This is a genomic window from Kribbella sp. NPDC054772 (assembly GCF_053611945.1).
Genome location: NZ_JBSHBJ010000023.1, coordinates 1 through 26831, shown reverse-complemented (window position 1 = coordinate 26831; position 26831 = coordinate 1). Strand labels below are relative to the sequence as shown.

The following is a 26831-nucleotide window of genomic DNA, read 5'->3' as shown; positions in this document are numbered from 1 at the left end:
CTGTTCCCTAGGGCATGCGCCTCGTGTCCGTTCCCGCGCGGCAGGCCAGGCGCCCTCAACATGAACAGATAGCTCCCAAGGAGGAGGCAGCGATGTCAGTGTTCAGGTTTGAGCCCTTCCGTGACCCTGCCCGTGAGCTCGACCGGCTCATGGCGATGGCCGCGAGTGGGACGCGCGCCCCTCTCGCGATGCCGCTGGATGTCTACCGCGGCGAGGACGGCAGCTACCACGTGGAGGCCGACCTGCCCGGCGTTGACCCTGACAGCATCGAGGTGATCGTCGATTCCGGCGCCTTGACGATCCAGGCCGAGCGCAGCCCTTCCTACCGCGAGGGCCAGCAGGTTATTGTCGCCGAGCGATCCCAGGGGTTATTCACTCGGCAACTGTCCCTCGGCGAGGGTGTGGACTCGGAGAACCTCACCGCCGCCTACGCCGACGGTGTTTTGCACGTCACCGTCCCGGCGTCACCGCGGAGCCAGCCCCATAGGGTCGAGATCACCCATTCGGGCGGCGCTGGCCGCACCATCTCGGGGAGCGCCGTCGAGCCGGGTGACGCGCCCGCCGGCAGCACGGGCGGCGCCGGCTGAAGGCGCCTGTGGCCCAGCGTCGTCGGCTGGCCATTGACCGCCGCGCCCTCGCCGAGTTTGCCGGCCCAACTCGTCGCCAGGCGGCCGAGTTCATGCAATGGTCGGCGCGGGCCCTGGGCGTGAAGATTCACGTGTCAACGATGGGGATCGGCGTGGATCGAGGCGGCATCGACACGAACGCCGACGATCCCCAACTGCGGTCATACCCGCCGCCACCAAGATCTGGGCCGCCGGCGTAGAAACATCCCGCTGCGCCCGGTCGGTTGGCCCGGCGCCGTGCTGCAGGTAGGCGTCAGCCTCTTGGTGCTCGTGACGTCGTTTCCTCAGCTTTGGCGCTCGCCTCGGCCGCGTCGGCACGGGCGGTGTCCCGGCTGGCCAGGTGCCACAAGGCGGGCACCACCGGCCTCGACGCTCGCCCCCGCAAGCCCAGGACAGGGCCACATGGAGCGGGTTGGGGGTCGGCAAGACGGCCAGACCCCCGGTCAGGCGTACGGGCCAGTCGCCTCGTCGTGGGCTGGTCGGTCGCCGGAGTCGAGGATGACGGCGGCGGCGACCTGGGCCCAGGCCACGACCAAGGTGGCGGGCGTATCCGAGGTGGGGTCGAGCACCGACAGTTGGGTGGTCTCGTTCTTCCCGACCTGGGTGATCGCCTCGCCTATCTGCTGCTCCATCCCCTCGGCGATGCGCCAGCGCTGGGTCCAGCCGCTGCCGTAGAGCATCAGGTAAGCCACGATCAGGTGCCGTCCGGCGGCAGGAGGATGGGGTTGTTCGACGTCGTCATGACGTCCGCCTCTCGACCGGCCCAAAGCCTCCGGACGGTGGCCACCGGACGGTCAGTCACCTCCACACTACAGCGGTCCACAACGTGGTCCGGAACCCCCGAAGCTGGCCCGGGCCGGTCAGGTCGCCGGCCCTGCCGTAAAAGGTCACGGTGTTCCGGTTCTCCACCACCTGCGGGCCGCCGTGGATCTCGCGGCGCCGCTCGGAGTCGGCGAGGTAGTCGCATGCGAAGATCGTCCGGGGCCGCTTCGGGAGGACCTAGTGGAATCCATTGCCAACGCCTTCGGACTCGGACGACCGGTCGAACCTCTGACTCCGGTCCAGCACACCAGCTTCGAGACCTGGCGTCTTCGAACCGCCTCAGCCGACTATCTCGTCAAACGGCTGTGGGGCCTCGAAGACCCGCCATGGTGGACGCGCATCGAGCAAGGCATGGCGCTGGAGTCGGCCGCGCTGTCGCAGGGTCTGCCGATCGCGCGGCCGGTTGAACCACGCGACCCGGCCTTCGGGTATGCGGCCCGGGTGGACGACCTCGGCACCGTTCGGTTGTACAACTGGATCGATCACCGCACGCTGATTGACGCGGATGACGTGGCTTCGTGGCTCGGACGGGTCGCTGCGGCGTTACACAGTCTGATGCCGCTGACCGACGAGCAGCCGGAATGGCGATGGTGGGGAGTCTTCCCGCGCGATCGCTGGGAAGAGTGGGTGCTGCTCGGCCGCAGCCAGGGCAAGCCGTGGGCTGACGCTCTCCACCGGCAGGTCGGCTTCTTCGACGAGCTGGGACGGTCGATCCAGGCAGCCTTCACCGCAGCCGACGACCAGGTTCTGAGCCACGGCGACCTTGAGCCGTACAACGTCCTGGTCTCTGCCGATGGCCCCGTGCTGATCGACTGGGAGAGTGTGGCCTGTGAGAGCGCCACCCTGGAAATCGGCCGCGCCGCACGGAGTTTCGGCGGTGACGACCCCGTCCGGATCTCGCGCATTCTTCAGGCGTACGTCGACGCGGGTGGCGTGCTGGCCCCGATCGGCGACGATCTCTTCCTCCGCAAAGTCTCGCTCCGGCTGTGTCATCTCGCCGAAGAGCTGGACGTTCAAGTCGGCAAGGAGTCCGCAACAGGCTGGATGCAAGGTCGCGATCTGGATGCCTTGATAAGCGAGCATGTCGATGCGCTTCCACAAGTCGTCGCCGATCTCCGCCGCCTCGCCGCGTCCTGCCTGGGGTGACTTCCAGTCGTCAGCCCAGTTGGTCGCGGCGACGGGTCAGGTAGGCGACTTCGGCAGTGTTCTCCGTCAGTTCGATCGCTTTGTCGTACGCCGCGCGCGACTGCTGACTCCGGCCGAGGCGGCGCAGCAACTCGGCGCGGGTCGCGTGGAACAGGTGGTAGCCGGCCAGCTTGTCCTCGAGGCGGTCGACCGCAGCCAGCGCGACGTTGGGCCCGTCGAGCTCGGCGGCCGCGATCCAGCGGTTGAGCGCGACGATCGGGGAGGGGTCGATGCGAACCAACTGGTCGTACAGCGCGACGACCTGCGACCAGTCGGTGTCGCGCACGTCCCGGACCGACGTGTGTACGGCGTTGATCGCCGCCAGCACCTGGTACCGCCCAGGCGCGACCCCGGCGGCGAGCCGCTCGCGCACGAGTTGATGCCCCTCGGCGATCAGTACGACGTCCCACGCACCGCGGTCCTGGTCGGCGAGCGTGACCAGTTCACCGCTCGCCGAGACCCGCGCCGTACGCCGGGCCTCGGTCAGCAGCATCAACGCCAGCAAACCGGCGACCTCGCCGTCGGTCGGCATCAGGGTTCGAATCAGTCGCGTCAGCCGGATGGCCTCGGCGGTCAGATCGTGCCGCACCGGATCGGAGTCCGGCCCGCTCGCCAGATAGCCCTCGTTGAAGACCAGGAACAGCACCGCGAGGACGCCGGAGACGCGCCGCGGCAGATCCTCCACGGCCGGCACCCGGTACGGGATCCGGGTGGCCTTGATCTTCGCCTTCGCCCGGGTGATCCGCTGACCGACGGTGGATTCCTGCACCAGGAACGCCCGAGCGATCTCGGGCACGGTCAGCCCACCGACCATCCGCAGCGTCAGAGCCACGCGGGCTTCCATCGCGAGCGCCGGGTGGCAACAGGTGAAGATCAGCCGGAGCCGCTCGTCGTCGATCACCCCGAGAGGCTCGTGCGGTTCGTCGTCGGACAAGATCTGAGCCTCCTTGTGCTTGTCGTCGCGCTTGGCCTCCCGCCGGATCCGGTCGATGGCCTTGCGGTTCGCGGTCGTGGTCAGCCAAGCTCCGGGATTCGGCGGTACGCCGTCATCGGGCCACCGCGTGACAGCGGTCGCGAACGCCTCGGCGGCTGACTCCTCGGCGATGTCCAGGTCACCGAAACGCTTGGTGAGCGACGCGACGATCCGCGCCCATTCCTCGCGATGGGCCCGGGTGATCGCGTCCTGGACAACGTCGACGGGGTTCACAGGAACGGCCGCACCTCGAGCTTCCGGTTACAGGCTTTGGACGCCGCCGTTGCGAGCTTCAGCGCCACGTCGAGATCCGGCGCCTCGAACACCCAGAATCCGCCGACGAACTCCTTCGACTCCAGGAACGGGCCGTCGCTGAACAACGGCTCCGCGGCCCGCCCGTCGATCACCGTGCTGGTGGCCGGCGCGTCGAGCCCACCGGCGAACACCCAATACCCGTCGGTCCGCAACTGCTCGTTGAAGGCGTCGACCGCGGTCAGCTCCTCCGGCGTCGCGGATCGCGTCCTGTCGTCGATCACTGAGATCAGGTACTGCATGCGTCATCTCCCGTGGTCCGTGCCGCCCGCCGTGGACAGCCACTCACCTCTGCAACGAACACCGACAGCCCGATCCGACAGCTGACCCGCAGCCAATTCTGCCTAGGCGACGTCCGGTCGTGTCATCAACGGCGCGCGCAGATGCAGCTCCAGGCTAGGACTCGTCAGGGGTACGGCGTTCCACGTCGCCACCGCAGTACCTGCCACCGAGTCGACCACCAGGCGGACCCGATGCGGAGACGTGATGACGTAGAGGTCGGCGACGAACGTGTCACGCTGCCACGCGCCGGTCGCGACGACTGGGCGGCCGAGCGGCGAACTCTCGCGCCAATCCCCATACCCGACCGCGACCTCAAAGGCTCCGAGCCGCAGCACCCAACCGCCGTCCACCGGATCGACGACCACCGTGGCGCCGTCAGGCAGAGCCGAGCCCTCGGCGGACGCATCGATTCTCGCCTTGGCGGAACGATCCGGGTCGACCGAGCCAGGCAGCACCTCGAGCGACAGCCGTCGCAGCCGCTCGGCGAGCGTCTCATCGTCCCGGGTGCTTCCCACGACCTCCAGACCGGGCAACAGACAGTCCCACAAGAGCCCCGGCAGCGCGTCTGTCGGGTCGACGACACCAGTGATGGCGACCACGAGATCGTGCTCCGGGACCACCACGCAGTACTGGCCGAAGGCGCCGTGACCGTGGTAGCCGTGCCGCGACATCCAGAACTGGTAGCCGTACCCGCTGAGAAAGTCCGGATTCTGCGACCAGCCCGGGAGCGGCAGGGTGTCGGCGTGCCGGCTGGTCGCGAGCTCCACCCACTCGCGCGGGACGAGCTGGCGACCGTGCCAAACACCACCACGCAGCAGCAGCTCACCGAAGGCAGCGACAGCCTCCGTCTGGAGATGAAGCCCGTGGAATCCGAAAGCGGCGCCGCTCGCCACCCGGTCCCACTCGGCGTGGTCGATGCCCATCGGCGTGAAGAGGCGCTCGTCGAGGAATTCCGGGAGGCCGCGGCCGGTGACCCGCTCCACCATCCGGGCGAGGATGTACGTCGTCGAGTTGTCGTAGGTATGCCGTGTTCCCTCCGGCTCGGCGAACGGAACCCGCAGGAAGCCCCTCACCAGATCGCCCGGCTCCAGCTGCCAGGCCTCCTCAAGGCTGTCCACCCCGTGGCCGGCCGTCATGGACAGCAGATGATGGACGGTGATCCGGCGCCCCTGCTCCGAGATGTCGTCGGGAACGTGATCGGGCAGCACGTCCACCACCCGGTCGTCGAGCGAGAGCAACCCGTCCTCGATCGCCAACCCCACGGCGATCGAGGTGAACGACTTCGTCAGCGAGTAGAGCAGGTGCGCACGATCGGCGGAGTACGGCGCCCACCAGCCCTCGGCGACGACCTGACCGCGGTGCACGATCATCAAGGAGTGACACTCGACGGATCGCTCTTCGAGCTGGTCCAGGAGCGTGGCGACCGCGGTGGCGGACAGGCCTGACGCGGCCGGTGTCGACCGTGGCAGCAAGGGGCGCTGAGAAGGCATCCACGGATGTTAATTTGCGGCGGGTCGCGCGGCACCCGCTTATTTCGGTCCGTGCCAGGTCTTCCACAGTCGGCCGTAGACGTGGTCGGCGTTGACGAGCGCGTCGTGGGTTCCGAGTTCGACGAGTTCGCCGGCTTCCATGACGGCGATGCGGTCCGCGTCGTGGGCGGTCTGGAGCCGGTGGGCGATCGCGATCACCGTGCGACCCCGGAGTACGGCGGCCAGCGACTGCTCTGTGTGCCGGGCGGTCTTGGGGTCGAGGAGCGAGGTGGCTTCGTCCAGGATCAGCGTGTGCGGATCGGCCAGGACGACGCGGGCCAGCGAGAGCTGTTGAGCGCTCGCGTCGTCCAGGACGGTGTCCTGTCCGATCTCGGTGTCGAGTCCGTTGGGCAACTCGTTCGACCAGACGGCCCCGACGGCGGCGAGTGCGGCGTACAACTCGTCGTCGGTCGCGTTGGGCTTCGCGATCAGGAGGTTGTCGCGCAGCGTGTCGTGGAAGACGTGATGCTCCTGCGTGATCAGTACGACGTGTTCACGGAGCTGGTCGGGCGGCAGGTCGGCGACCGGCGTACCACCGATCGTCACCGAGCCGATGTGCGGGCGATCGAGACCGGCGAGCAGCCGCGCGAGTGTCGATTTCCCGGCTCCCGACGTACCGACGATGGCCAGGCGTTCGCCGGGCTGAACGAGCAGATCGATGCCGTGGAGTACGTCGCGAGCGCCCGTGTAGCTGTAATGCGCGTCGGTCACCCGGATCCGATCACCGTGGACCTCTGGAGTGTGCTTCGCCTCCGCCTGCGGGATGTCGGCCAGGCCCTCGACGCGCGCGTAGGAGGCGCTGGCCCCCTGCAGTTGTTCGATCCAGAGCATCACCGTGTCGAGCGGGCCGACGAGTTGGCGCAGGTACACCGTCGCGGTGACGACGACGCCCAGGCTGACGAGGTCGTTCGCGTACAGGGCGCCGCCGATCAGCAGCACGCCGACCACGGGCAGCGCGAGCGAGACCTCCGACCAGGGGAACAACACGGTCCGCAGCCACAACGCCCCGAGGCGCGCGGACCGGGCCCGCGTGACAGCGGACTCCGTCGCCTGGGTACGACGATGCTCCAGCCCGAGCAGTTCGATCGTACGGGCGCCCTTCGCCGTACTGGCGACGACATCGGCGAGGTCCGCGCCAGATGCCGCGACTTCGAGGTACGCGGGCCGCGCGCGCCGTACGTACCACCGATTGGCTGCTCCGACGCCGATCAGGCACAGCAACCCACACAAGCCGAGGCGTGTGTCGAGGACGAAGACCGCCACGATGAGGAACAGGGCGTGGACGGCAGCGACCAGAACTTCGGGTACGGCGGACCGCAACGTGGTGGCGACGAGCGACGCATCGGTGCTCCCGCGGGCGATCAGATCTCCGGCCGGAAGATGGTCTGCGACGCGTGGCGGCAGCGCCAGCGTCCGTCGCAGGAATCGCTCCCGAACGCGCGCGGCGGTCCGCTCGCCGAACCGGTAGCCGATCTTGAGCGCCCACCACGTCAGAACGGTCTGCGCGACGGTGAACACCAGCGCCCCGAACGCGAGCCGATCCACGGTGCCCAGTACGTCGCCGGTGCCGGCTTGAATCGCGTCGATGATTCGGCCGAGGAGCCACGGGCCAACGAGACCCGCCGCGGCAGCGAGCCCATTGACCAGGACGAGCCCGATCACAGCGCGACGGTCCGCACTCAGGTCACGGATCGCGGCGGCGCGGACTTCGGCAGACCCTGCGGTCGGAAGCTGGTTACTCAACTTCGTCACCGTCCTGGGCGCGGGACACCAGGTCGCGATAGCAGGAGTCGCTGCGCAGAAGGTCCGCGTGGTTCCCGACCGCGGACACCTTGCCGTCAACCAGGAGGACGACCTCGTCGGCGCGGTCCAGGACGAGCGGGGACGTCGACGTGATCAGCGTTGTCGCACCCTTCCGCGCTTCCCGGATCCGGTCGATCATGGCCGACTCAGTGTTCGCGTCGACCGCCGACGTCGGGTCGATCGCGAGCAGAACGTCGGGTGTGGAGTAGACAGCGCGGGCCAGCCGGATCCGTTGCCGCTGGCCACCGGACAGATCACTGCCGCCGGCCGCGATCGCTGCGTCCAGATCGCCGGGCAAGGCCTCGACAACGTCCTCGGCCACGGCAATGTGGAGTGCGGCAGCGATCCGGGCGTCATCCGGCTCAAGGCGGCCGGAGACGATGTCCCGAACCGTGCCGGCGAACACCTCGGCATCGTTGTCGGCGACAACCAACCGGCTCCTGAACTCGTCCGGGGCGACGTCTGCAATCGGGACAGTTCCCCAGGTCACGCCCGTGTCGGCATCGGTGGTCAGCCCGAGCCGCTCGATCACCGCGCGTGCGTCCGCCGGCTCAGCAGCGACCAGCGCCGTGAACAGGCCGGGGCGAACGATCAGTCCTGAATCGGGGTCGACCAGCGGGCCGGCGCCGAGGGGGAGTGGCTCTGGATCGCGGACGGCCTCGCGAGCGAGCGGCAGGTTGAGCAGGCCGATGATCCGCCGACCCGCCACTCGGGCGCGAGCGATGTCACCGGCGCCTTCGATGAGAGCCGCCACGGGTACGACGAGCACAGCGACGTACCCGTAGACCGCGACGACATCGCCGATGGAGATGGCTTCGGTGGCAGCCATTCGGGCGGACAGCCACACGACCGCGGCGAGGAACAGCGCGGGTAAGCCGGTCGACAAGGCACCGACCCAACTGGCGGGCCCGGCGACGCGGTAGCCGTGTCCGACCAGGGTTTGCGACTGCTCGGCGTACCGCTCGGCGACGAAGGTCTTGCCGCCGAGGCCGTTGAGGACGCGAAGACCGGCCAGTACGTCGACCAGGCGGGTCGTCAGGCGGCCTTGGTGCACGCGGTACTCGCCGCCCGTGCTCTCGATGCGCTGCAGGAACGGACCGATCGCGAACGCGACCAGCGGGACTCCGGCGAGAACCACCGCGGCGAGCAAGGGGGAGATCGCGAACAGTACGGCTGCGACGACGACGTACGCCACGACTGCACCGACGCCGGGACCAGCGACCGTGAGCGCCTGCGCGACCGTGTACACGTCGGCGATGCCGACCGTCACGACCTCACCGGCGTTCAGGCGACGGCCCAACGAGGCGCCGAGCCGGGAGGTGTGCCACACCGTGGCCCGGACCGAGCGGAACGATGCGTCCATCCGGGCCTTGGTCATCGTCCGATGCCTCGCGATCGACAGCAGTGCGTTGAGCACGCTGACCGCCAGCAGGAGCAAGGTCCACTCGACGAGGGCGGTGGTGTCGCCGGCGACGAGTCCGTCGTCGATCGCGTGCGACAGGACCCAGGGCGGCACGGTCAACCCGACCATCCAGGTACTGCCCAGCACCGCAGCCCACGTGATGCGCCCGGCCTGCGATCGACTCAGCCAGAACAGCAGGCGGTACGGCGTCACCAGATCGCCGGCCGTTGGCGGGGTCCAGCTGTCGTTCGTTCTGTCCAGCCACTCACGAATCGGCGTCATCGGTCACATCGACTGCCGTGCCTGGGCGCTGGCCATGCGCAGATGCTAGCGACTTCGTGATTGCATTCACAAGGGGGTACGGCGGCCCTAGGCGCGGTCAGGCCGGGACGCGACGATGTGCAGGAACAATGGGATCCGCGACCACTTGTTGCCGGGGTCATCAGTCGCGTGTTCCCGGAGCCGTTCGATTACCAGCCCGGCGTCGGCGAGCGCCTCCGTGTAGGTCTGGAGTGGGCGGTGAATGCCGTGGTACGTCATCGACAGACCGTCCCTCTTGCGGGTGGTGGTGTAGTGCCTGGGTTCGGTGTAGGCGTCCCGGATCACGAAGGGCGGGTTCGCTGCGTCTGTGTCGAAGGACCCGGCCGAGTTGAGTGGGTGCACGATCGCCATCACGAGCTTCCCGCCGACCGCGAGGATCCGGCCGATCTCCGCAATCGCAGGTACGGCGTTGTCGATGTCGTGCAGGCTCATGAAGGCGACCGCACAGTCGGCGACCGCGTCGGGCAGCGGCAGGTTCATGGCGTCTGCGACGATCGCCGGCACCGGATCGTCCGGGTGCGTCGCCGCGGATCGGCTCATGGTCAAGGACTGGTCGACGGCCAGGACGCGATGTCCCCGGGCCTGCAACTCGCGGCTGACGCGGCCCTCACCGGCGCCGACGTCCACAGTGAGCCGGCCAGGTGGCGGGATCAACGGCAGGAAAGCCAGCTTGTGCTCGCTGTAGCTGTCGAGCCCGCGCCGCGTCCATTCGATCCACGCTCCGGCATTCGCATCCCAACCATCAGCCAGTCGCCGCATCCCTGCACCTTATCGACCGCGCCAATCGATATTCTCGCGGTCGGCCACCCCTTACGCGGAAGGTACGAGCACTGCGCTATGGAGAGCTATCCGCTGTTTGACGTGCGGGTCACCACACCGAGGCTGGAGTTGCGTGGTGCCACCGACGAGCTGTTGAACGAGCTCGCGGACACGGTGCGCGCCGGTAAGACGGACGCCGACCCGCCGCCGTACGACGACCCGATCTCGCTGTACGAGCCGGATCCCGACCTGCGGGTGGCCAAGTGGCTGCGAGCGATCTGGCGCGGCCGGGGGCGGGTCGAGCCCGAGAAGTGGCGGCTGTACTTCGCGGTCGTCGTCGACGGGCGCCCGGTCGGGATGCAGGACCTCTGCGGCGTCAACTTCTCCACCCTCGGCACCGTCACGAGTTTCTCGTGGCTGGCCGACGACCAGCGCGGCCGCGGGCTCGGCCGGGAGATGCGCGCGGCGATCCTGCAGCTCGCGTTCGACGGCGTCGGGGCTCAGGAAGCGAGCAGCGACGCGTTTGTGGACAACCATGGTTCGAACGCGATCTCACGGGCTCTTGGGTATCAGCCGAATGGTTCGGACTGGGCTACCCGCCTGGGTGAACCCGCCCTCTTGAATCGCTGGCGGCTGACCAGGGCTGCGTGGGAACCCCACCGCCGAGACGACATCCAGCTCCACAACGTCGAGGCTTGCCGGACCTACCTACCCCTGTCCTGACGCGAGGCCGAACCAACGGGTGAGGTGGTTGTCCAGCTCGCGCTGGTCGTCCCCGATCCAGACGATGTGGCCGTCGGGTCGCAGGAGGACGCACGGGACATCCAGTGCAGCGAGCGGATCGGTCAGATAGTCGACTCGGTCTGACCATCCGCGGACGGGCAGTCGCTGGGTGCGGTCCAGGAGTAGGCCGCGGCCGTGGTGCAGGCGCTCGTAGAGGTGGCCCTGCTCGAGGTCGATGTCGCGCAGACGGCGGCCGAGGAGGTCGTCGCCTTCTTGGAAGTCGTAGCGGATGTCGATCGCGGTGATCTTCTCGATCAGGTAGCGGTTGACCTGGTCGAAGTCCATCAGTTGGGTGAGCAGCCTGCGTACGGCCTGCGGGCCTGGTTCGGTGGACAGCAGTTCCATTTGCGCGCGGGTGTTGTCGAGTACGTCTTCGGCGACCGGATGGCGTTCGGCGTGATACGTGTCGAGCAGTGTTTCCGGCGCCCAGCCCTGGATCTCCGCGGCCAGTTTCCAGCCTAGGTTGAAGGCGTCCTGAATACCGAGGTTGAGACCTTGGCCGCCGGTCGGTGGGTGAATGTGTGCCGCATCGCCGGCCAGCAATACCCGACCGACCCGATATTGTTCCACCAGCCGAGTGGCATCGCCGAAACGCGACAACCAGCGAGGAGAATGTACTCCGAAGTCGGTGCCGGCGATGGCGCGCAATTGTTTTTGGAAAACTTCGAGGGTTGGCGATTCAGGGCTGACTCCTGCAACTGGGACCACGACGCGATAGACCCCTTCGCCGAAGGGCCGCATGCTGAACGTCTTGTGCGTCTCCTGGGTTTCGATCACCTTGGCGGCGATCTCCTCCTGCGGCGCACCGACTTCCATTTCGCCCATCAGAGTCTCGTTCCGCGAGGGCTCGCCAGGGAAGCCGACGCCGAGCATCTTGCGCACCGTGCTGCGAGCGCCGTCACAGCCGACGAGGTACCGCGACCGAACGTGTTCGCCAGTGGACAATTCGACCGTGACTCCGTCGTCGTACTGCACGAAACCGGTCACCCCGGCGCCGTGCCGAACCTCCGCACCTAACTCGATCGCGTGTTCTTCAAGCAGCCGAACAATTACCGCCTGTGGGATTCCTAGCAGATACGCGTGCGCGGAAGCCAGGTCCGCCGGCGCGGGCTTGTTGATGGCGGCGAAGAACCCGCCGGCCGGGCGCTGTCGGCCGTGCTCAAGAAAGCGATCCAGTAGTCCACGCATTGCCATCAGCTCAAGACTGCGAACATGCAAACCGACAACACGCACGACCGAGACGGGCTCGGTTTCCTTTTCCAGAACCAGTACCCGCACATCGTGCAGCCGCAGTTCAGCGGCCAGCATCGCGCCAGTGGGTCCACAGCCCGCGACAATCACGTCGTACACGACCTGATGCTGTTGCGAAGTATTCATAGGAGTTGCCTTCCTGGAGAGCCTTGTCAGCAAGGCGCTCCGGCGACACCTACGTCAATCGCCAACCCTGACAGGACAGCGGAGCACCCACAGCGATACCGCGTTCATGGATCCCACCTCCTCAACCGAAAGTCACGACCACCCGCAAGCTACAAGTCCCATCGTCACCTCGTCCAACCCTTATCCCGAACTGCCACAACGAAGAGCCTGTCAGGGCTTCGCCGCCCCACGCCCTGCAGCGTCTCGACCCCGCTGAACCCGGCATCGCTCAGGCGAGCCGAGATCTCGTCCCGTCCCCAGGGACGCATCTCGAACACGTACTCGTGCACCGACGACGACCCCTGTCTGCCGACGAGCTCATACCGCTCCTCAATGACGATCCGGCCTGCCCGCCACAGCGGTCGGCTGGCGAACCTCAACGTCGCGCCGTCCTGCATCGCCACCTCGGTACGTCGCCACTCGCCGTCAGCTCGTCGTCGGGACTCGGCTGTCTCTCGGACGTCCAGAAACAGCACGCCGCCGTACCTCAGGAGCCCCGCGAACGACCTCAGCGCTGCGTCGCGCTCCTCGTCCAGGACCAAGTCGTTCAGCACGCCCCGGCAGGTGATCGCCTCGAAGCTCTCACGAAGGTTCGGCCCACAGACGTCGGCCTGATGGACGCGGGAGTCGGGGCACCGGCTGCTCGCGATCGCGAGCAGCCTCGAGGAAGCATCCAGCAACGAGACGCGGTGGCCGCGCTCAACCAGCGCCTGCGCGTGCCGCCCGGTGCCGCAGCCAGCGTCCAGAACAGACGCCGACGTGAGCCCGGCTGCACGCAGGGAACCATCCACAGCATCGACCCACGGCTCGACCGGGTCGGTGATCAACGCGTCGTACGCCTCGGCGTGCAGGTCGTAGAACGGTCGCTCGCCGGCAACCATCGCTGATCGAGAAGCCACTAGCGCAGTCTTTCAGCCCTCACCCGGCGACGCTCCGACGTGTGCGCGGGTCTGGACGATCCCGATGCATCCGGTGAACGATGGGCCACGGCGACGGCCGGTCGGGAGGCCCCAGTGACCCACCTACTCCGAGACAGCGACGCGATGATCATCTACATCGGATGTCCAGAGGGCCGAGACCGGGCGCTGGCAGAGTTCTATCGGGACCTCCTCGGGATGCAGCTGCACGAGCCGTGGGGCGACCTCGCGCTGCAGAAGCGCCCGCCCGACGCCGACTACATCGCCGGGAAGACGACCGACGGCGGAAGCAAGCTGCGGTTGGGCATCGGGCGGGACGGCTGGTCGGACGACCGCCCACCACGCTGGCCCGACCCCGAGTATCCACAGCACCTGCACTTCGACATCGCCGTACCGGACGCCGCGGCGGCCGAGGAACTCGTACTCAGCCGCGGAGCGACATTGCTGCGGGATCAGGGACAGTTCCGGACGTACGCCGATCCCGTCGGGCACCCCTTCTGTCTGTACGCCGATCCTTCGGCGAAGTCGGCGGAACTGCAGCGCGTCGTGTTCGACTGCTACAGCCCGCGGGCGCTGGCGAGCTTCTACGAGGGCTTCCTCGGTGTGCCGAAGCGGCTCGAAGACTCGCCCACCTGGGTCGTGCTCGACCTGGACGATGACGACGACCTACCGAACCTGGCGTTCCAGTACGCGCAGGTTTGTCCCACCCGGTTCCCGGATCCGGCGTACCCAGCGCAGGTGCACATCGACTACCGATTCCCCGACGGTGCACAGCCCGCGATCGATCGAGCCGAAGGGCTTGGCGCGATCCACATGCCGCCCAACCGGTCGACGTCGCAATGCTATGCAGACCCCGCCGGCCACCCCTTCTGCATCTGATGGCCGGTCCACCGCGGATCCGGCTCGGGGCGCTGACGATCATGGCTGCTCGCCCGCGCGAGTTGGCGCGGTTCTACTCGCGGCTGCTGAGCTGGCCGTACATCCGTGAAGAAGGGCCGCGACCAGGCGAGCCACCCGAGGCCGGCTATGCGCTGGTCTGCCCGCCGGACGGTGTCGCCGAACCAGCGTTGAACTTCGACTACGAGGCCAACTACCGCCGACCGCAGTGGCCGACAGCCGACGGCGAGCAGACGTCGACGATGCATCTGGACCTCGGCGTCGACGACCTGGACGCCGCCGTCGCGCGGGCGATCGAATGCGGCGCCACCCTCGCCGCCGTCCAACCACGTCCCGCAGAACATCGCGTCATGATCGACCCCGACGGCCACCCCTTCTGCCTCTGTCTCGGCTGACGACTAGGGTCTGTCTCGTGGCGATCTCAGACGGTTCAGAGGCGACGAGTTCGAACACACCGGGGGAGTCGAGCCAAGCGTGGCTGGAACTAGCTCCCGACTACGAGCGGGCCCGTACCAAAGAGGACTCACTGGATCGGCTCGTCGAGTGGCCTGCGCAGCGCGAGCTTCTGGGCGATGTCACCGGACGGTCGGTGCTCGATCTCGGCTGCGGCAACGGTGGCAAGCTCGCGCAGTTGGTCCAGCAGGGTGCGACCGATTCCGTAGGTATAGATGTCAGCGGCAACTTCCTTGAAGACCCGCCGCCCGGCCTGGAGTTGATCCAAGGCGATCTGTCCGAGCTCGATTCCCTGCCTGCACTAGCAGGCCGCACCTTCGACCGGATCCTGTTCCTGCAGTCCTTCGGCTACGCGAAAGATCCAGTCCGCACCCTGCAAGCAGCCCGCGCGATGCTGACCGACGACGGCTTCATCCTGCTGACCAGAACACAACCCATCCGGTACGCCGTCGAACGCGCCGAAAGCAACGGAACGACGCTGGGGGAGGAGTACTTCACCACGGCCCAGTTCTCCTACACCAGCGGCTGGAACGACCACATCACCCTGACCAAACGCCCGTACACGATCTCTGACCTGATCAACACCTTCAGCGCCGCGGGCCTGTGGATCGAGACTGCGCTCGAGCCTCAACTGTCCGAAGACGCCCGACGCCGATACCCCCACAAACAAGCCTGGATGAACAAGTACCTCGGCATCCTCATCTTCAAGCTCCGTCCACTACCCGCACGGTAGTGAAGGCCAGCGGTCAGCCGGCCAAGTGGGACCAACTCGCGGAGAGTTCGGACCAGGGACCGACCGCGGCGACCTCGCCGTCGACCAGTACGACGACCCGATCGGCCTGTGCCAGCGCAGCCCGTTTCGAGGTCGCGCCGATGACCGTCGCGCGGCGCTCCCGCAGCGTCTTCCACAGTTCGATCTCGGTAGTGGCGTCCAGGGCGCTGGAGACGTCGTCGGCCAGCAGCAGTTCCGCATCGGTCGCCAGGGCGCGCGCGAGCGCGAGGCGTTGGACCTGACCGCCCGAGAGCCGTACGCCTCGATGGCCGACCAGTGCGTCCTCACCGCCGGCGTCGGCGACGTCGGTGTCCAGGCGGGCGCCCGCCACCGGACCCTCGAACGTGCGGGCGTGCCCGAGCCGTACGTTATCGGCGAAACTGCCGGACAGCACCCGGGGCACCTGGGCAACATGCGCGACCTGCCCCGGACGCAGAAACAGTTGCGGGTCATCGATGAGTTCGCCGTTCCAACGGATCTGACCTCGATGATCGATCAGTCCGGACAGGGCGGAGAGCAGGCTGGACTTGCCGGAACCGACCTGGCCGACCAACAGCACCAGCTCACCGGCCTCGACGGTCAGGTTGACGCCGCAGACGCCGATGGTGCCGTCGTCGTGGATCGCGCTGAGGTCGACCAGGTCCAACCGAAGCAGCCGGGTCCGGGGGACCGGCTCGGGTCCGGGCGCGATGCCGGCGACCAGGTCGACACCAGGCGGCAGGTCCATCAGGTCGGCGCCGCCGGCAAAGCGGCTGGTCTCGGCCTGCCACGCCCGGGTACCTGGCGCGTCGGTGACGACCGAACTCGCGACTCGTCCGAAGTAGTCGAAACCGTTGACGGCATTGGCGACCAGCAGCGCGGTGGCCAGGCCCCAGACATTTCCCATGTACGCCGCCCACGCCGACACCACGCCGATCTGCACCATCACGACGGGGATGCCGTCCAGGCAGGCTTGCACCCGGTGTTCCCGCACCGCGGCTGCCACCCGCCCGCCGTCCACATGCTGCAGATGGGCATGCACCTGCGGCGTCGCCGCTGCCAACTTGATCGTCCGGGCCGCCTCCAGTGCGGACACCAGCGCGCGGCCGAACCGGGCACGGGCTGCCGACGCCGCGGCCGCCGATCGACCAGCGAACGGGCGACCGACTGTCGAGGCCAGCGCCGATGAGACCATCACGGCCAGCAGTACGGCGCCTGCCAGCCAGGTGCCACCGAGTACGGCGGTGACGACCGCGATCACCAAGGCGTTGAAGAAGTCGACCCACCGGTCGCCGTAGCTGATGATCCGTTGGGCATCCATGGCGCGGGCGACCACCTCGCCCGGTGGCGTACGGGGCAATCGGCGCTGTCCGGTCTGACCGAACAGCACCGACATCCGCGTCCGCAGCATCACCTCGGCCGCCCGGCGCGGATAGCGCGCGAGGCCCTCAGCGAACAGCAGCGGGGCAGTGAGCAGGGTCGCCACCAGAGCTACGGCGAGCCACCACGGTGCCCGCCCGTGGTTCAGGGCTTCGACGACATGGCCCCACACGAGACCGGTGACCGCTCCTTGCGCGCCGATCAGGCCCACCAACAGGAACAGCAGCGCGCCGACCACGCTCCAGTCCGGACGGACCAGCAGCACATGCGCGACGCCGCGGGCGAGACTCGGTCCGGTGCCAACGTCGGCAGGTTCAGGCGGTACGCCGATCCGACGCCGACCACCGACCGCCTCGGCCTTGACCGTACGATCCTGGTCCGGCTCCTGGTGGTGATCATGCCCGTCTGCGCCGGAAGCGCCGGCCAGCAACAGTTCCCGGAACGGTCCGGGGGAGAGGGCCAGTTCGGCACGAACTCCGTGCTGGACGACCCGGCCGTGGTCGAGGACTGCGACCAGCGGTGCTCGGGCGATCGTCGAGAGTCGGTGCGCGATCAGAACGCCCGTACGGCCGGAGAGCAGTCGGTCCGATGCGGAGATCACCAGCCGCTCGGTCAGCGGATCCATCCGCGCGGTCGCCTCGTCCAGGATCACCACTCTCACGTCGCGGACCAGCAGTCGGGCGAACGCGACGAGCTGCTCCTCGCCCGCGGACAACGACGTACCACCTGGGCCGAGCAGCGTGTCCAGGCCGTCCGCCAGGCCTGCGACCCAGTCGCGTAGCCCGAGTTCCGCCACGGCCGCCTCGATGACGGACCTCGGCAGGTCATCGTTGAACAGGGCGATGTTCTCGGCCAGGCTGCCGGCAAGGATCTCAGTTCTCTGGGTGACCACACCGACTGCCGCGCGAAGCTTTTGCAGGTCGAGATCGCCGACATCGTGACCGGCGAGGAACACGCTGCCCGGCGGCGGTTCGATGGCTCGCGAGATCAGTGAGGCGAGCGTCGATTTGCCGGAGCCGGTGCGTCCGACGAGGGCGATGGTTTGACCGTCCAGTACGCGCAGATTGATGTCGCGGAGCGCGAAGGTGCCTTCGGCGTACGAGAAGTTCAGGTCGCGAATCTCCAGGTCGACCGGGCCGTCCAACGGCAGCTCTAGCCCGCCGTCCGGTTCGGGTTCGGCGGCGAGCATCTGCCGCAGGCGGGTGATGGCGCCGAGTCCGGCCTGGAGAGCGGGCAGGTTGTTCGCGACCATCGCGATCTGTCCGACGAAGGTCGAGGTGACCAGGAACAGGGTCACCAACCGTGCCACGGTCAGGTGGTTGTCGACGGCCAGGGCGATCTCGGCGACGCCGATCGCTGCGAGCAGGCCATGCAACAGCACACCGGCCCGTCGGGTGATCCGGCTGTCCACGGTGATCCTCGAGTTGAACTTCTCGTGCACCGCGGCCGAGAGGCGGGCAACCCGTACCAGGACGTGCGCCTGGCCCAGACTCGTCCGGAGATCGTCGCGGCCGGCGATGCCTTCCTCGAGCGCGGCGGTGTGATCGGTCCAGGCCATCTCTTCGACGATCTTCCGGGTGGCGATCTCGGCCAGGAGCTTGCGGATGGCGAACCACGTGATCACGGCAAGCACGGGGAAGAGCACAGCGGCCGGCCACCAGGTCACCCCGGCGACGATCCACATCGGAATCGTCCCGAAGAGGATTCCCGCCAGCATCCAGACCTGGGAACGCAGCAGGGCGCCGACCTCGTGGGAGTCGTCGTCGACCCGATCCAGGATTTCGCCGACGGCTTGTTCGCTCAAGACAGCCAGCGGCTGCCAAATAGCCGCCTCGAGCACGTCCTCACGCAGCCGACCTTCAACTCTGTCGCAGACGCCAACCCAGATGATCTTGCCGACGCTATTGATCACGGCCCCGCCGACCACACACACCATCAGCAACCCAACCAGCCGCCAACTAGGCTCCGCCGCCAGCAACCCAGCCACGACACTGCCCAACGTAGAACCCAGCGCACCGACCGCGGACGCCGCAAGCGCCACCGCGGAACCCGGCCCGCGCAGACGTCGCCAATCGACCCGCCGCGCTGGATCGACGGGCGGCGACGTGTTGGCATGCGGCGCGAGAAGCTCGGTCATCAGTCCGAAACCCTAGGCCGCGACACACCCATAATCAGCCGGTTTTCCAGTCCCAACGACGCTCACCAACCACTAATCGTCCTGTCAGGTTGGTGCGCATGCCGCGTCAGCCGGTCGTCAGCCTGGTGATGGAACCTCATGCAGAGCTGGGCGAGGCGGTAGGTTACAAGGCTGACCCTGCCTATCTGTCGTCGGAGAGGTGTGTCCACATGTCCACGATCAGTAACTCAGAGGCGATCGCAGCGTGGTCGGCGATGCCGAGTGACGCGATTGAGGCGTACGACGATCAGGGCGATTTTCCCAAGCGCCACTTGATGAATGGGAACCTGCTCCGGATGCTGGGGCCCGTCGATGGCCGGAAAGTCCTCGATGCAGGCAGTGGCGAAGGCTATTTCAGCCGGCTGTTGGCCGAAGGCGGAGCTGACGTGGTTGGTGTGGAGCCGGCTACCGCACTGCTGGCGCGCGCTCAGAAGATCGAGCAGGAGCGGCGTCAGGGAATCAGGTTCGTACAGGCTGACCTCTCGACGTTGCCGGAGGTCGGTCAGCCGTTCGACGCGGTGGTCTGCAGCATGGTGCTGCTCGCCATACCGGCCTGGCAGTCGGCGATGGCGGCGTGCGTCGGCGCACTGAAGCCGGGAGGCCGGTTCGTCTTCTCGATCACCCATCCGGCGTTTGAGAATCTCTACCCAACGTGGCGGGACCACGGTCATTACCAACTAGATCGGTACCTGGATGAGTACGAGATGCCAGAGGGCCGTGCACCCGACTTCCACCGCCCGCTGTCGGCCTACATCAACGAGGTCATCAGTCTCGGGTGTCGCGTGACCGAACTGTGCGAACCAAGGCTTGATCCACAGGTCGCACGAGACAGCGGAATCGATGCGATCGAGTCCTACGTCGCACTGCCGAACTTCCTGATCGTCAGCGCCGAACGCGACAGATGACGACAGCCAGGCAACGACCGCCGTTTGCGCAGGCCAAAGCCCCGGCGGCGCCGTTGTGACGACCTGTCACAGGGGAGCGATGAGTTACCGCAGCAGATGCAGCTGATTCGGCTTTAGTTGACATAATGTTCGTTATCGGCGATTGAGTAGCACGAGTTGAAACAGCTGAGAGAACTCCGTCTCGCCCTGTCGTTCCTGCAGGTCAGCTCACCCGTCGACCGTTGACTCAGCGACCGCATCCAGCCGGTATGTCGCAGCTGTCCGGGGCAGCTGACCCGGACAGCTGCCATGCTCCGCAGATGGACCGAGTCCTGAACATCTCAGCTGACGAACTGGCCGCGGAGCGGCCCGACACGGCTGCCGAAGACGTCCACTTCACCCAAGCGCTCGTCCGTGAAGTGCTGGAGCAGCATTCCTCTGTCGGGGACGTCGTCCTGGATCCCTTCGCCGGCTATGGCACGACGCTGGTTGTCAGCCATCAGATGGGCCGGAAACCAATCGGCGTCGAACTGGTACCAGAGCGAGCGGCGCTTATCAGGCAGCGGCTCGATTCGAGCGGCGTGGTCATCGAAGGGGATGCGCGACAACTCGATCAGCTCGAGATCGGGCAGGTGGATCTGTGCCTAACGTCACCGCCCTACATGAGCGCTGTCGACCATCCTCAGAACCCGCTCACGGGCTACGCAACCCTGGACGGTGACTACTCGACCTACCTGGACGAGCTGCTGAGTGTGTTCCTGGCCGTCAAGGACTGCCTGCGCAACGGCGGCTACCTGGTGATCAACGCCGCGAACATCCGAACAGGTGATGTCGTCACCCCGTTGGCGTGGGACATCGCGCACATCCTGCGACCCCATCTCGCCCTCCGTGGAGAGACGTACCTTCAATGGGATCGTCCGCTCGACTTCATCAGCGGTGACTACTGCCTCGTCTTTCAGAAGCTCAGTTAGAGCACGAGCACCACACGGCCGCAACCTGCGCCGTCGCACCGCGGCAACACCCGGCTCATCAGCTCCCGTCCACGCCGGTTCAAGAGTGCGAGTTTCATCAGCCGCGAGAACTCGCAGTTGAGCCGATGCCCTGGCGGTCCTCCCCTGCGACGGCGATGCGACATGCCACATTGGGCAGGCGCTGACTTCCTGTCCTACCGGGCCTCCCGGACCATCAGTCGTGAGGAGCGCCGTCGAATCCGGCGAGAGGATATGCCCTGGCGACTACAGTGCTTTCCCATGGATGAGGTGACGGTTCGGCCAGCCAAGTTGCCGGAGGATCTTGACCAGATCTGCGACCTGTATGCCGAGACGGTCGACTGGCACGCCGAAAAATGGCCAGCCGACTTCAGGAAAGTCGACGTACGAGAGTCGGTGCGCGAAGACCTATCTCGCGCCGACAGAAAGAGCGGGTTGCAGATCGTCGTTGCCGAGGATGACAGGGGCAGGCTGGCTGGACTCGTGGCCGGCTCAATCCGGCCGCGGCCCACGCAGGCGATCGCTCCCTATGACGGTCCTGTGATGCAGGTCAATGATCTCGTTGTCAGCGCCTCGTACCGCCGACGAGGAATCGGCGCCATGCTCATTGGACGGCTGGAACAGCTAGCCCATCAAGACGGCGCTGTTGCGATCACGCTGCACGTGCACAGCCAGAACGAAACGGCTGGAAGCTTCTACCAGCAGCAGGGCTTCCGGCCAGTCCAGATCGAAATGCGCAAAGACACTCACGCCACGATGAGCCCACGCGACTAGTGAGCTTCCTCAAGACCCCATCGCATAAGCCAACCGACGCGGCATCGGCACAGCGCCGACCCGCTGACGACGTCCGCCCGACGCTCGGATGCCCACCTGCTTGCCTGCGGGAAAGTGCCCGGTTATGGCAGGTGTACGAAGCCGGCGTAGTCGGCGCCGGCCGGCCCTGGACGGGAGGTTCCGTCGCGGGTCCAGCCGTGGCGCTCGTAGAAGCGGATGGCTCGGGAGTTTCGCTCCCAGACGTCCACCTCCCCCACAGCGTCGGCCTGGCGTGCGATGGAGACGAAGCGTTCCATCAGGGCGGTACCGACGCCGCTCGACCATCGGTCTGGCTCGACGAAGATCCCGACTAGCCGGACGCGTGTCTCGTTCGGTGCGTTGGTTGGGAACACTCCGTTGGCGTCCAGCGTGATCACACCGGCGATGTCATCGTCCAAGACAGCTACGAGGACGACGAGTCGAGAATCCGCCACCATCTGGCGCCAGGTCTCCCGGTACTTCTCGTCAGGAACTGCTGGCACGTCATGGCCGCCGGCACCGTAGTACGCAGCCCGCGACCGGGCATGCAGTTCCGCAAGCGCATCCGCGTCACCAGGTACTGCGTCTCGAATGCGGACTACCGGCGTTGGCTCTGTCATGAGGAACGAGGCTACGACTTAGACAAGCTGATCGGGCGGTACGACTGGTCGTACCGCTGATGGGAAGGCACGGAATTGATGACCTCTCCCCCGGACCGCGGACATCTCGGCAGGCGGCACGGTTTGCGGCTACTGAGGTGTGCCGCGGCGGGACGAGATGAGCGTGATGATGCCGTAGGTCAGTGTGGCGAGGCCTAGTGCGGCGATGACCGCGCTGACGGTCACGAATCCTCTCAGCATCGCGCTGAACGCCTCGGTGTCGCCGCCGCCTCCGAGGATGAACAGGCCGAACGGGAGGATCAGGACGACCAGCGCGACGCCCAGCAGGACGATCCCTGCCACGACGCCCGCCATGCCGGGCCGTCGGCGGGCACTGGATGCCCCTGATTGTTGCCTCGGGCCAACATTCCATGCACTCATGGAGCCAGACAATAGCGGTCCTGCTGGAGCACAAAGTACGGGCGAAGTACGGGCAGCGAAGTGTCGCCTCCCCTGTCTATCTTGCCCACCCAAACGACCGCTTGTCAGACTCCCCCAGCAGAGAGATCGAGTTGATTGACGTCGTATGTCGACCCCGGCAGACAGTCCACAGCCGGCGACGGCCTCTATATCAACTGATACGAGTGGCGGTTGTTGCCGCGTAGGCTGGCGCGGGTGGAGGAGCTTCTTGGGCAGCTGAGGGTTTGGGTGCAGAAGTGGCGGTGGTATCAGCGGAGTTCGTTGCCGTGGAATCGGGGGCGGGTTCACTGGGAGTTGATGCGGCGTGGGGCGTTCGCGCGGTGGCCGTTGCACGGGAATGTGTTGGAGGCGTTGCGGGACGGGCGGCTCGAGGTGGGGGCCAACGCGTTGTTCGAGCCCAACGTGTGGATCACCGTTGGCGACGAGGGGCGGGTGCGGATCGGGGACGGGACATTCCTGAACATCGCCGTGATGGTCGCGGCTCTGGACCTGGTGGAGATCGGGTCGCACTGCATGCTGGCGAACGGGTGCTTCGTGACGGATGCCAATCATCGGTTCGACGATCCGGAGCGGCCGGTGCCGTGGCAGGGGTTCGATTCGAAGGGGCCGACGCGGATCGGCGACAACGTCTGGTTGGGGGCGAACGTGGTCGTCACGAGCGGGGTGACGATCGGCGAGAGGTGCGTGATCGGCGCGAACAGCGTGGTGACGCAGGACATTCCGCCGTACTCCGTCGCGGCCGGCGCACCGGCGAAGGTCCTGCGAGCCGTCACGTACCCAAATGCCCAACCCTGAGCGCTACATCGCGGTGCAGGCGGCAGCTACGGTCTTGGACCAGAGCTCGGGATGGGTGAACCAGAAGTCGTGCGGAACGCCAGGCACCGTCGAGAACTCGCCTCGTGGGACGAGCGCGGCAAGCTGGGCCAGCGGCCAGGAGGGGCGAATATCGTCCCCTGCCGCGATGAAATGCATGGGTACGTCGCAATCGGCCAGCCCACGCCACAGACCAGGTTGGCGAATCCACTCCTTGAACGACTCCCCGAGCGCCGCATGCACCTCCGGTACATAGTCGATCGGGACAACGGGCTCCGAGTCCTTGCCGGCGTGATACGCCGCGGACCAGCTGCGGTCGCGTTGCGGACCGGTGCCGGCGATGCCGATCACCCCGTCGACCGACCCCGGATGTTCGACCGCGTAGCGGACGCCCAGATCACAACCCCACGAGTGCCCGACAACGAGCCAGCTGCCGACGCCGACAGCCGAGCGGATACCTTCGAGATCAGCGATCGCTCGCTCCATGCTGTGTGGCTCGCCGCCCGAGCGGCCGACTCCACGCGGTTCCGGAAACCAGGCCCGGTGATCGGGAGGTGAGATCTCGTCCCGTTCCAGGTACTGCACGCAGCCCGGCCCACCGGTCAGCACGACCACATCGCGCCCCCAGCCAGTTACGCCGACATGCAGCGCGACGCCGTCCACCTCGACCATCCGCGATTCCATGACCACGGACGCTAGCAACAACATCCAGCCCGAGCAGTCGAAATTCTTGGCGTGATGTTGTCGGATTCTGGATCGCCGGTTCGTGGATGAGGCAAAGGGACCGAAAAGGAGAACCACAATGCCCGACCAGGCCAGGCCGTCGACCAGACCGTTTCGCTTCGGGGTCGTCGCGCCGCTGACTTCTGATGTGTTGACGTGGCGCGACCGTGCGCGCCGCATCGCCGACAGCGGTTACTCGACGTTGCTGATGCCCGACGTTCCTACGTGGCAACCAGCAATTGGCCCCACGCTGGCAACCGCGGCCGCGGTCGCTGACCTGCGGATCGGTTCCTGGGTGTACGCCGCCGCGCTACGCGACCCCTGGAACACCGCATGGGAAGCTCACTCACTCTCAGTACTCACCGACGGCCGCTTCGAGATGGGCATCGGCGCCGGCCGACCCGGGATCGAGGTCGAGCTCGGGCTGCCCCCGGTCTCCCCCGCTGAGCGTCGTACCAGAATGTGCGAGACCGTGGCCGCCCTGCGTAGATTCGACGGCCCCGATCAGCACACGCCGGTGGTCATGGCGGTGAGCGGACCGAAGTCGCAGGCGCTCGCGCTCGAAGTCGCTGACGCCGTCACGTTCGTCCTCGCGACGGACGACGATCGGGCCGAAACCACGAAGCGGGTTCGCGACTTCGCCGGCCGGCGGGACATGGAGCTCGCTCAGCACGTCGCCGCCGTCGGTGACCGAGCCGCACCGTTCATGGCTGCGCCCAACCTCGACATCGAGGCGCTCCGCGCGGCCGACTCGCTCGTCATCCTTCCCAGCGACCCTGCGGCGGCGGCCGAGGAAGTCCAGCGGCGACGCGAGGAGATCGGGTTCTCGTACTTCGTCATCGGCGCCGACTTCGCCGACAAACTCGCGCCGACGGTGGCGAAGCTGGCCGGGCAGTAGGCAGCGCAGGTCAACCGGTGAGGGCTGCGACCACGACTCCGAGAACGACGGCGGCGATGGCGAAGCCGAGGGCGCAGAGCAGCGGGAACGCAATCGGGTGGCGTCCGGGCCAACTGACGGTGCCGGGTCGCTCGCGCTCGAGTTGGGTCAAGCTGACGGGCCTGCCCGGCCCGTCGGTGGGCAGGCCGAGGTGGGCGATGAGCCGGTCGAGATCAGTGCGCGCGTAGAGGGCGCCGTTGATGTTCAGCAGGGGGTTCTGTCCGGCGTCGAGGACGACGATGGTCTCGGAGACAGCCCCGGGTTGGACCACCGTTGCCCGGATCACCGAAGCGGCGAGCGCGCGGTCCCGGCGGCGGTGGAATGTCAGGCCGCGCGCCTCGATACCGACGGGGGTGACCACGATGCGGGAGCGCCGCAGATAAACGGCAAGGGTCACGGCGAGCAGCACGGCGAGACCGATGGAGGTGATCAGGGCCGGCCGGCCACCGGCCAGGACGCCGCCGACCACGAGGGCCGCGGTGATCACGACGAGCATCAAGAGGACCTGGCGGCGCTGACCTGCGGCCGGTCGCAGGACGAGTACGTCGGTATCGGACACGGCCTGAACCCTACGGCACCAGAGGCGCTCCGCTCGCGACTTCGCGACGCGGTGGTGCGGCAGGTCAATGCGATCGCGCGAGAATGACTCACCAGCGCCGCACGAGAGTCCGTAGCCCTTAGAGTGCCCGGTATGGTTGCCAAGATTCCGATCGCGGTCGCTGCGCTTGTGCGGGACGGTCTCGTGCTAATGGTGCATCGCCACCCGTCGCGTTCGGCGTACCCCGATTGCTGGGACCTCGTCGGCGGACACGTCGAGGCAGGTGAGTCGCCGGACCAGGCGGTACGCCGGGAGTGCCTCGAGGAACTCGGGGTCCGGATCGACGACGCCGTACCCATGCCTCTGACGATCAGCGACCCGGCCCTCGACATGCGCGCGTTCCTCGTCACGCGCTGGGACGGAGAACCTGTCAACGCCGCACCCGACGAGCACGACGACCTCCGCTGGTTCCGGCCCGAGGAACTCGCGGACTTGAAGCTGGCCAACCCGGCCGGCCTGTCGAGCATTCTGCACGCCATCCAGGTCGCAACCGGCTAGGTCAGTTGCTTACGTAGCAGGGTTATCTGGGTTTCGTAGCGGGTCGTCGACCCGTCCGGAGTCTCCTCGTCCCACGAGCCGATCTCGCTGCCGCTCACCACGTAGCCGAGCCGCTCGTACAAAGCGCGCGGCCGCGATCTGTTGTCGTCCACACCCAACTCGACCCAGCCGAGTCCACGGTCTCGGGCTCGCCGCTCCAACGCCGCGATCAGCACTGAACCGATCCCACAGGAGCGCAGCTCTTCCTGGACCGACAGTTGCCAGATGGTCGCCGCGCCGGGCGGTTTGCTGTAGTCGATCCCACCGACCGCAACTGGTAGGCCGGAGGGCGGGCAGACCGCGAGGTAGTCGACCTCGCCGCGTCGGGCACGCTCGATCGCGTCGGCTACGGCGCGAAGACCCGTCGCCGTCCCGTACCAGCCGCAGGCGGGCAGGTCCGCTTCGGTGAGATCACGAACGGTCAGCGGGACTACGACCTCGGCCATCTGGGCAGCCTGGCAGGTCAGCGTCGGCGGGCGCCAGCGATTTGCAGGCACGGTGGAAACGCGTTCGTCGGGAGCGCGGTGTGGCGGTAGCCTCTGGTTATGGTCAGCGTGCAGCGAATGATGGGCCCCTTGGTGGGCCTTGTCGTCTTGCGCTGAGATCAGCCGGGGGGGGGGGGCGGTGCGGAGGGGGATGGTGGCGGGTTGGAGCTGCGGACACTGCAGAGAAAAGAGAACATATAAAAAAAA

General features: G+C 67.1%; 27 protein-coding genes. 12 read left to right on the top strand and 15 right to left on the bottom strand.

Features of this window, described 5'->3' with window-relative positions:
- Nucleotides 1–92: 92 nt before the first annotated feature.
- Nucleotides 93–587 (top strand): Hsp20/alpha crystallin family protein, encoded by a 495-nt coding sequence (locus tag ACWGID_RS28720; protein ID WP_452201710.1) that lies wholly within the window; start codon nucleotides 93–95, stop codon nucleotides 585–587.
- A 482-nt stretch (nucleotides 588–1069) separates the two neighbouring features.
- Here the strand turns inward: ACWGID_RS28720 and ACWGID_RS28715 are convergent, their stop codons facing one another.
- The gene (locus ACWGID_RS28715; protein ID WP_452201708.1) at nucleotides 1070–1318 is read right to left on the bottom strand and encodes a hypothetical protein; all 249 of its coding nucleotides are present in this window, start codon (nucleotides 1316–1318) and stop codon (nucleotides 1070–1072) included.
- Nucleotides 1319–1628: 310 nt separating this feature from the next.
- Between ACWGID_RS28715 and ACWGID_RS28710 the strand changes: the two genes are divergently transcribed.
- Nucleotides 1629–2594 (top strand): phosphotransferase, encoded by a 966-nt coding sequence (locus ACWGID_RS28710; protein ID WP_452201706.1) that lies wholly within the window; start codon nucleotides 1629–1631, stop codon nucleotides 2592–2594.
- Nucleotides 2595–2604: 10 nt separating this feature from the next.
- Here the strand turns inward: ACWGID_RS28710 and ACWGID_RS28705 are convergent, their stop codons facing one another.
- From ACWGID_RS28705 to ACWGID_RS28680, 6 genes are all read right to left on the bottom strand, one after another.
- Complete coding sequence (locus ACWGID_RS28705; RefSeq protein WP_452201704.1) at nucleotides 2605–3840, bottom strand: RNA polymerase sigma factor; 1236 nt, start codon at nucleotides 3838–3840, stop codon at nucleotides 2605–2607.
- The gene (locus ACWGID_RS28700; protein WP_452201702.1) at nucleotides 3837–4160 is read right to left on the bottom strand and encodes a YciI family protein; all 324 of its coding nucleotides are present in this window, start codon (nucleotides 4158–4160) and stop codon (nucleotides 3837–3839) included. The genes ACWGID_RS28705 and ACWGID_RS28700 overlap by 4 nt, the downstream gene beginning before the upstream one ends.
- Nucleotides 4161–4262: 102 nt before the next feature.
- Entirely contained in the window at nucleotides 4263–5690 is a 1428-nt protein-coding gene (locus ACWGID_RS28695; protein ID WP_452201701.1) for a serine hydrolase domain-containing protein, read from the bottom strand.
- Between the two features lie 39 nt (nucleotides 5691–5729).
- Complete coding sequence (locus ACWGID_RS28690; protein WP_452201699.1) at nucleotides 5730–7481, bottom strand: ABC transporter ATP-binding protein; 1752 nt, start codon at nucleotides 7479–7481, stop codon at nucleotides 5730–5732.
- A complete protein-coding gene (locus tag ACWGID_RS28685) occupies nucleotides 7465–9216 on the bottom strand; it encodes an ABC transporter transmembrane domain-containing protein (RefSeq protein WP_452201697.1) in 1752 nt (583 codons plus the stop codon). The genes ACWGID_RS28690 and ACWGID_RS28685 overlap by 17 nt, the downstream gene beginning before the upstream one ends.
- Nucleotides 9217–9303: 87 nt before the next feature.
- Nucleotides 9304–10014 (bottom strand): class I SAM-dependent methyltransferase, encoded by a 711-nt coding sequence (locus ACWGID_RS28680; protein WP_452201695.1) that lies wholly within the window; start codon nucleotides 10012–10014, stop codon nucleotides 9304–9306.
- Between the two features lie 78 nt (nucleotides 10015–10092).
- On the opposite strand from ACWGID_RS28680, the gene ACWGID_RS28675 reads away from it, so the two are divergent.
- Entirely contained in the window at nucleotides 10093–10737 is a 645-nt protein-coding gene (locus ACWGID_RS28675) for a GNAT family N-acetyltransferase (protein ID WP_452201693.1), read from the top strand.
- On the opposite strand, the gene rox is transcribed toward ACWGID_RS28675, so the two are convergent.
- Together rox and ACWGID_RS28665 are read right to left on the bottom strand one after the other, a co-directional pair.
- Nucleotides 10723–12147: a rifampin monooxygenase gene (rox, locus tag ACWGID_RS28670; RefSeq protein ID WP_452201691.1), complete on the bottom strand. Its 1425-nt coding sequence runs from the start codon at nucleotides 12145–12147 to the stop codon at nucleotides 10723–10725. The two genes, ACWGID_RS28675 and rox, sit on opposite strands and share 15 nt — an antisense overlap.
- A 191-nt stretch (nucleotides 12148–12338) precedes the next feature.
- Nucleotides 12339–13094: a class I SAM-dependent methyltransferase gene (locus ACWGID_RS28665; protein WP_452201689.1), complete on the bottom strand. Its 756-nt coding sequence runs from the start codon at nucleotides 13092–13094 to the stop codon at nucleotides 12339–12341.
- Nucleotides 13095–13226: 132 nt separating this feature from the next.
- Between ACWGID_RS28665 and ACWGID_RS28660 the strand changes: the two genes are divergently transcribed.
- From ACWGID_RS28660 to ACWGID_RS28650, 3 genes are read left to right on the top strand one after another with little or no spacing between them, the layout of a single operon-like run.
- Nucleotides 13227–14009, top strand: a complete 783-nt coding sequence (locus tag ACWGID_RS28660; RefSeq protein ID WP_452201687.1) for a VOC family protein — start codon at nucleotides 13227–13229, stop codon at nucleotides 14007–14009.
- Entirely contained in the window at nucleotides 14009–14422 is a 414-nt protein-coding gene (locus tag ACWGID_RS28655) for a VOC family protein (protein WP_452201685.1), read from the top strand. Before ACWGID_RS28660 ends, ACWGID_RS28655 begins: the two co-directional genes overlap by 1 nt.
- 17 nt (nucleotides 14423–14439) lie before the next feature.
- The gene (locus ACWGID_RS28650; protein WP_452201684.1) at nucleotides 14440–15213 is read left to right on the top strand and encodes a class I SAM-dependent methyltransferase; all 774 of its coding nucleotides are present in this window, start codon (nucleotides 14440–14442) and stop codon (nucleotides 15211–15213) included.
- A 13-nt stretch (nucleotides 15214–15226) separates the two neighbouring features.
- Here ACWGID_RS28650 and ACWGID_RS28645 read toward each other — a convergent pair whose 3' ends face one another.
- Nucleotides 15227–18748, bottom strand: a complete 3522-nt coding sequence (locus ACWGID_RS28645; RefSeq protein WP_452201683.1) for an ATP-binding cassette domain-containing protein — start codon at nucleotides 18746–18748, stop codon at nucleotides 15227–15229.
- Between the two features lie 98 nt (nucleotides 18749–18846).
- Here ACWGID_RS28645 and ACWGID_RS28640 point away from each other — a divergent pair, with 98 nt between their 5' ends.
- The 3 genes from ACWGID_RS28640 to ACWGID_RS28630 all read left to right on the top strand — a co-directional run bounded on the left by ACWGID_RS28640 (nucleotide 18847) and on the right by ACWGID_RS28630 (nucleotide 21434).
- Complete coding sequence (locus ACWGID_RS28640) at nucleotides 18847–19692, top strand: class I SAM-dependent methyltransferase (RefSeq protein ID WP_452201681.1); 846 nt, start codon at nucleotides 18847–18849, stop codon at nucleotides 19690–19692.
- A 299-nt stretch (nucleotides 19693–19991) separates the two neighbouring features.
- Complete coding sequence (locus ACWGID_RS28635; RefSeq protein WP_452201680.1) at nucleotides 19992–20642, top strand: DNA methyltransferase; 651 nt, start codon at nucleotides 19992–19994, stop codon at nucleotides 20640–20642.
- A gap of 279 nt (nucleotides 20643–20921) precedes the next feature.
- The gene (locus ACWGID_RS28630; protein WP_452201678.1) at nucleotides 20922–21434 is read left to right on the top strand and encodes an N-acetyltransferase family protein; all 513 of its coding nucleotides are present in this window, start codon (nucleotides 20922–20924) and stop codon (nucleotides 21432–21434) included.
- A gap of 122 nt (nucleotides 21435–21556) precedes the next feature.
- On the opposite strand, the gene ACWGID_RS28625 is transcribed toward ACWGID_RS28630, so the two are convergent.
- Together ACWGID_RS28625 and ACWGID_RS28620 are read right to left on the bottom strand one after the other, a co-directional pair.
- Entirely contained in the window at nucleotides 21557–22072 is a 516-nt protein-coding gene (locus tag ACWGID_RS28625; protein WP_452201677.1) for an N-acetyltransferase family protein, read from the bottom strand.
- A 129-nt stretch (nucleotides 22073–22201) separates the two neighbouring features.
- A complete protein-coding gene (locus ACWGID_RS28620; RefSeq protein WP_452201675.1) occupies nucleotides 22202–22414 on the bottom strand; it encodes a hypothetical protein in 213 nt (70 codons plus the stop codon).
- Between the two features lie 414 nt (nucleotides 22415–22828).
- Here ACWGID_RS28620 and ACWGID_RS28615 point away from each other — a divergent pair, with 414 nt between their 5' ends.
- Nucleotides 22829–23326: an acyltransferase gene (locus ACWGID_RS28615; protein WP_452201673.1), complete on the top strand. Its 498-nt coding sequence runs from the start codon at nucleotides 22829–22831 to the stop codon at nucleotides 23324–23326.
- 3 nt (nucleotides 23327–23329) lie between these two features.
- Here the strand turns inward: ACWGID_RS28615 and ACWGID_RS28610 are convergent, their stop codons facing one another.
- Nucleotides 23330–24028 (bottom strand): alpha/beta fold hydrolase, encoded by a 699-nt coding sequence (locus tag ACWGID_RS28610; RefSeq protein WP_452201672.1) that lies wholly within the window; start codon nucleotides 24026–24028, stop codon nucleotides 23330–23332.
- Nucleotides 24029–24146: 118 nt separating this feature from the next.
- Here ACWGID_RS28610 and ACWGID_RS28605 point away from each other — a divergent pair, with 118 nt between their 5' ends.
- Nucleotides 24147–24965 (top strand): LLM class flavin-dependent oxidoreductase, encoded by an 819-nt coding sequence (locus ACWGID_RS28605; protein WP_452201670.1) that lies wholly within the window; start codon nucleotides 24147–24149, stop codon nucleotides 24963–24965.
- A gap of 10 nt (nucleotides 24966–24975) precedes the next feature.
- Here the strand turns inward: ACWGID_RS28605 and ACWGID_RS28600 are convergent, their stop codons facing one another.
- Nucleotides 24976–25563 carry a hypothetical protein gene (locus tag ACWGID_RS28600; RefSeq protein WP_452201668.1) on the bottom strand — a complete coding sequence of 196 codons (588 nt, stop codon included), beginning with the start codon at nucleotides 25561–25563 and terminating at the stop codon, nucleotides 24976–24978.
- A gap of 132 nt (nucleotides 25564–25695) precedes the next feature.
- On the opposite strand from ACWGID_RS28600, the gene ACWGID_RS28595 reads away from it, so the two are divergent.
- Nucleotides 25696–26100 carry an NUDIX domain-containing protein gene (locus ACWGID_RS28595; RefSeq protein WP_452201666.1) on the top strand — a complete coding sequence of 135 codons (405 nt, stop codon included), beginning with the start codon at nucleotides 25696–25698 and terminating at the stop codon, nucleotides 26098–26100.
- On the opposite strand, the gene ACWGID_RS28590 is transcribed toward ACWGID_RS28595, so the two are convergent.
- On the bottom strand, nucleotides 26097–26585 hold the full coding sequence (locus ACWGID_RS28590) for a GNAT family N-acetyltransferase (protein WP_452201664.1): 489 nt from the start codon (nucleotides 26583–26585) through the stop codon (nucleotides 26097–26099). The two genes, ACWGID_RS28595 and ACWGID_RS28590, sit on opposite strands and share 4 nt — an antisense overlap.
- Between the last annotated feature and the right edge of the window lie 246 nt (nucleotides 26586–26831).

Coding starts and splice junctions, on each gene's coding strand:
- ACWGID_RS28695 (WP_452201701.1), bottom strand. CDS start 5,690: ATGCCTTCTCAGCGCCCCTTGCTGCCACGGTCGACACCGGCCGCGTCA.
- ACWGID_RS28680 (WP_452201695.1), bottom strand. CDS start 10,014: ATGCGGCGACTGGCTGATGGTTGGGATGCGAATGCCGGAGCGTGGATC.
- ACWGID_RS28630 (WP_452201678.1), top strand. CDS start 20,922: ATGGATGAGGTGACGGTTCGGCCAGCCAAGTTGCCGGAGGATCTTGAC.
- ACWGID_RS28595 (WP_452201666.1), top strand. CDS start 25,696: ATGGTTGCCAAGATTCCGATCGCGGTCGCTGCGCTTGTGCGGGACGGT.
- ACWGID_RS28610 (WP_452201672.1), bottom strand. CDS start 24,028: ATGGAATCGCGGATGGTCGAGGTGGACGGCGTCGCGCTGCATGTCGGC.
- ACWGID_RS28675 (WP_452201693.1), top strand. CDS start 10,093: ATGGAGAGCTATCCGCTGTTTGACGTGCGGGTCACCACACCGAGGCTG.
- ACWGID_RS28700 (WP_452201702.1), bottom strand. CDS start 4,160: ATGCAGTACCTGATCTCAGTGATCGACGACAGGACGCGATCCGCGACG.
- ACWGID_RS28655 (WP_452201685.1), top strand. CDS start 14,009: ATGGCCGGTCCACCGCGGATCCGGCTCGGGGCGCTGACGATCATGGCT.
- ACWGID_RS28640 (WP_452201681.1), top strand. CDS start 18,847: ATGCCGCGTCAGCCGGTCGTCAGCCTGGTGATGGAACCTCATGCAGAG.
- ACWGID_RS28720 (WP_452201710.1), top strand. CDS start 93: ATGTCAGTGTTCAGGTTTGAGCCCTTCCGTGACCCTGCCCGTGAGCTC.
- ACWGID_RS28590 (WP_452201664.1), bottom strand. CDS start 26,585: ATGGCCGAGGTCGTAGTCCCGCTGACCGTTCGTGATCTCACCGAAGCG.
- ACWGID_RS28685 (WP_452201697.1), bottom strand. CDS start 9,216: ATGACGCCGATTCGTGAGTGGCTGGACAGAACGAACGACAGCTGGACC.
- ACWGID_RS28635 (WP_452201680.1), top strand. CDS start 19,992: ATGGACCGAGTCCTGAACATCTCAGCTGACGAACTGGCCGCGGAGCGG.
- ACWGID_RS28645 (WP_452201683.1), bottom strand. CDS start 18,748: ATGACCGAGCTTCTCGCGCCGCATGCCAACACGTCGCCGCCCGTCGAT.
- ACWGID_RS28615 (WP_452201673.1), top strand. CDS start 22,829: ATGCGGCGTGGGGCGTTCGCGCGGTGGCCGTTGCACGGGAATGTGTTG.
- ACWGID_RS28665 (WP_452201689.1), bottom strand. CDS start 13,094: ATGGTTGCCGGCGAGCGACCGTTCTACGACCTGCACGCCGAGGCGTAC.
- ACWGID_RS28605 (WP_452201670.1), top strand. CDS start 24,147: ATGCCCGACCAGGCCAGGCCGTCGACCAGACCGTTTCGCTTCGGGGTC.
- ACWGID_RS28625 (WP_452201677.1), bottom strand. CDS start 22,072: ATGACAGAGCCAACGCCGGTAGTCCGCATTCGAGACGCAGTACCTGGT.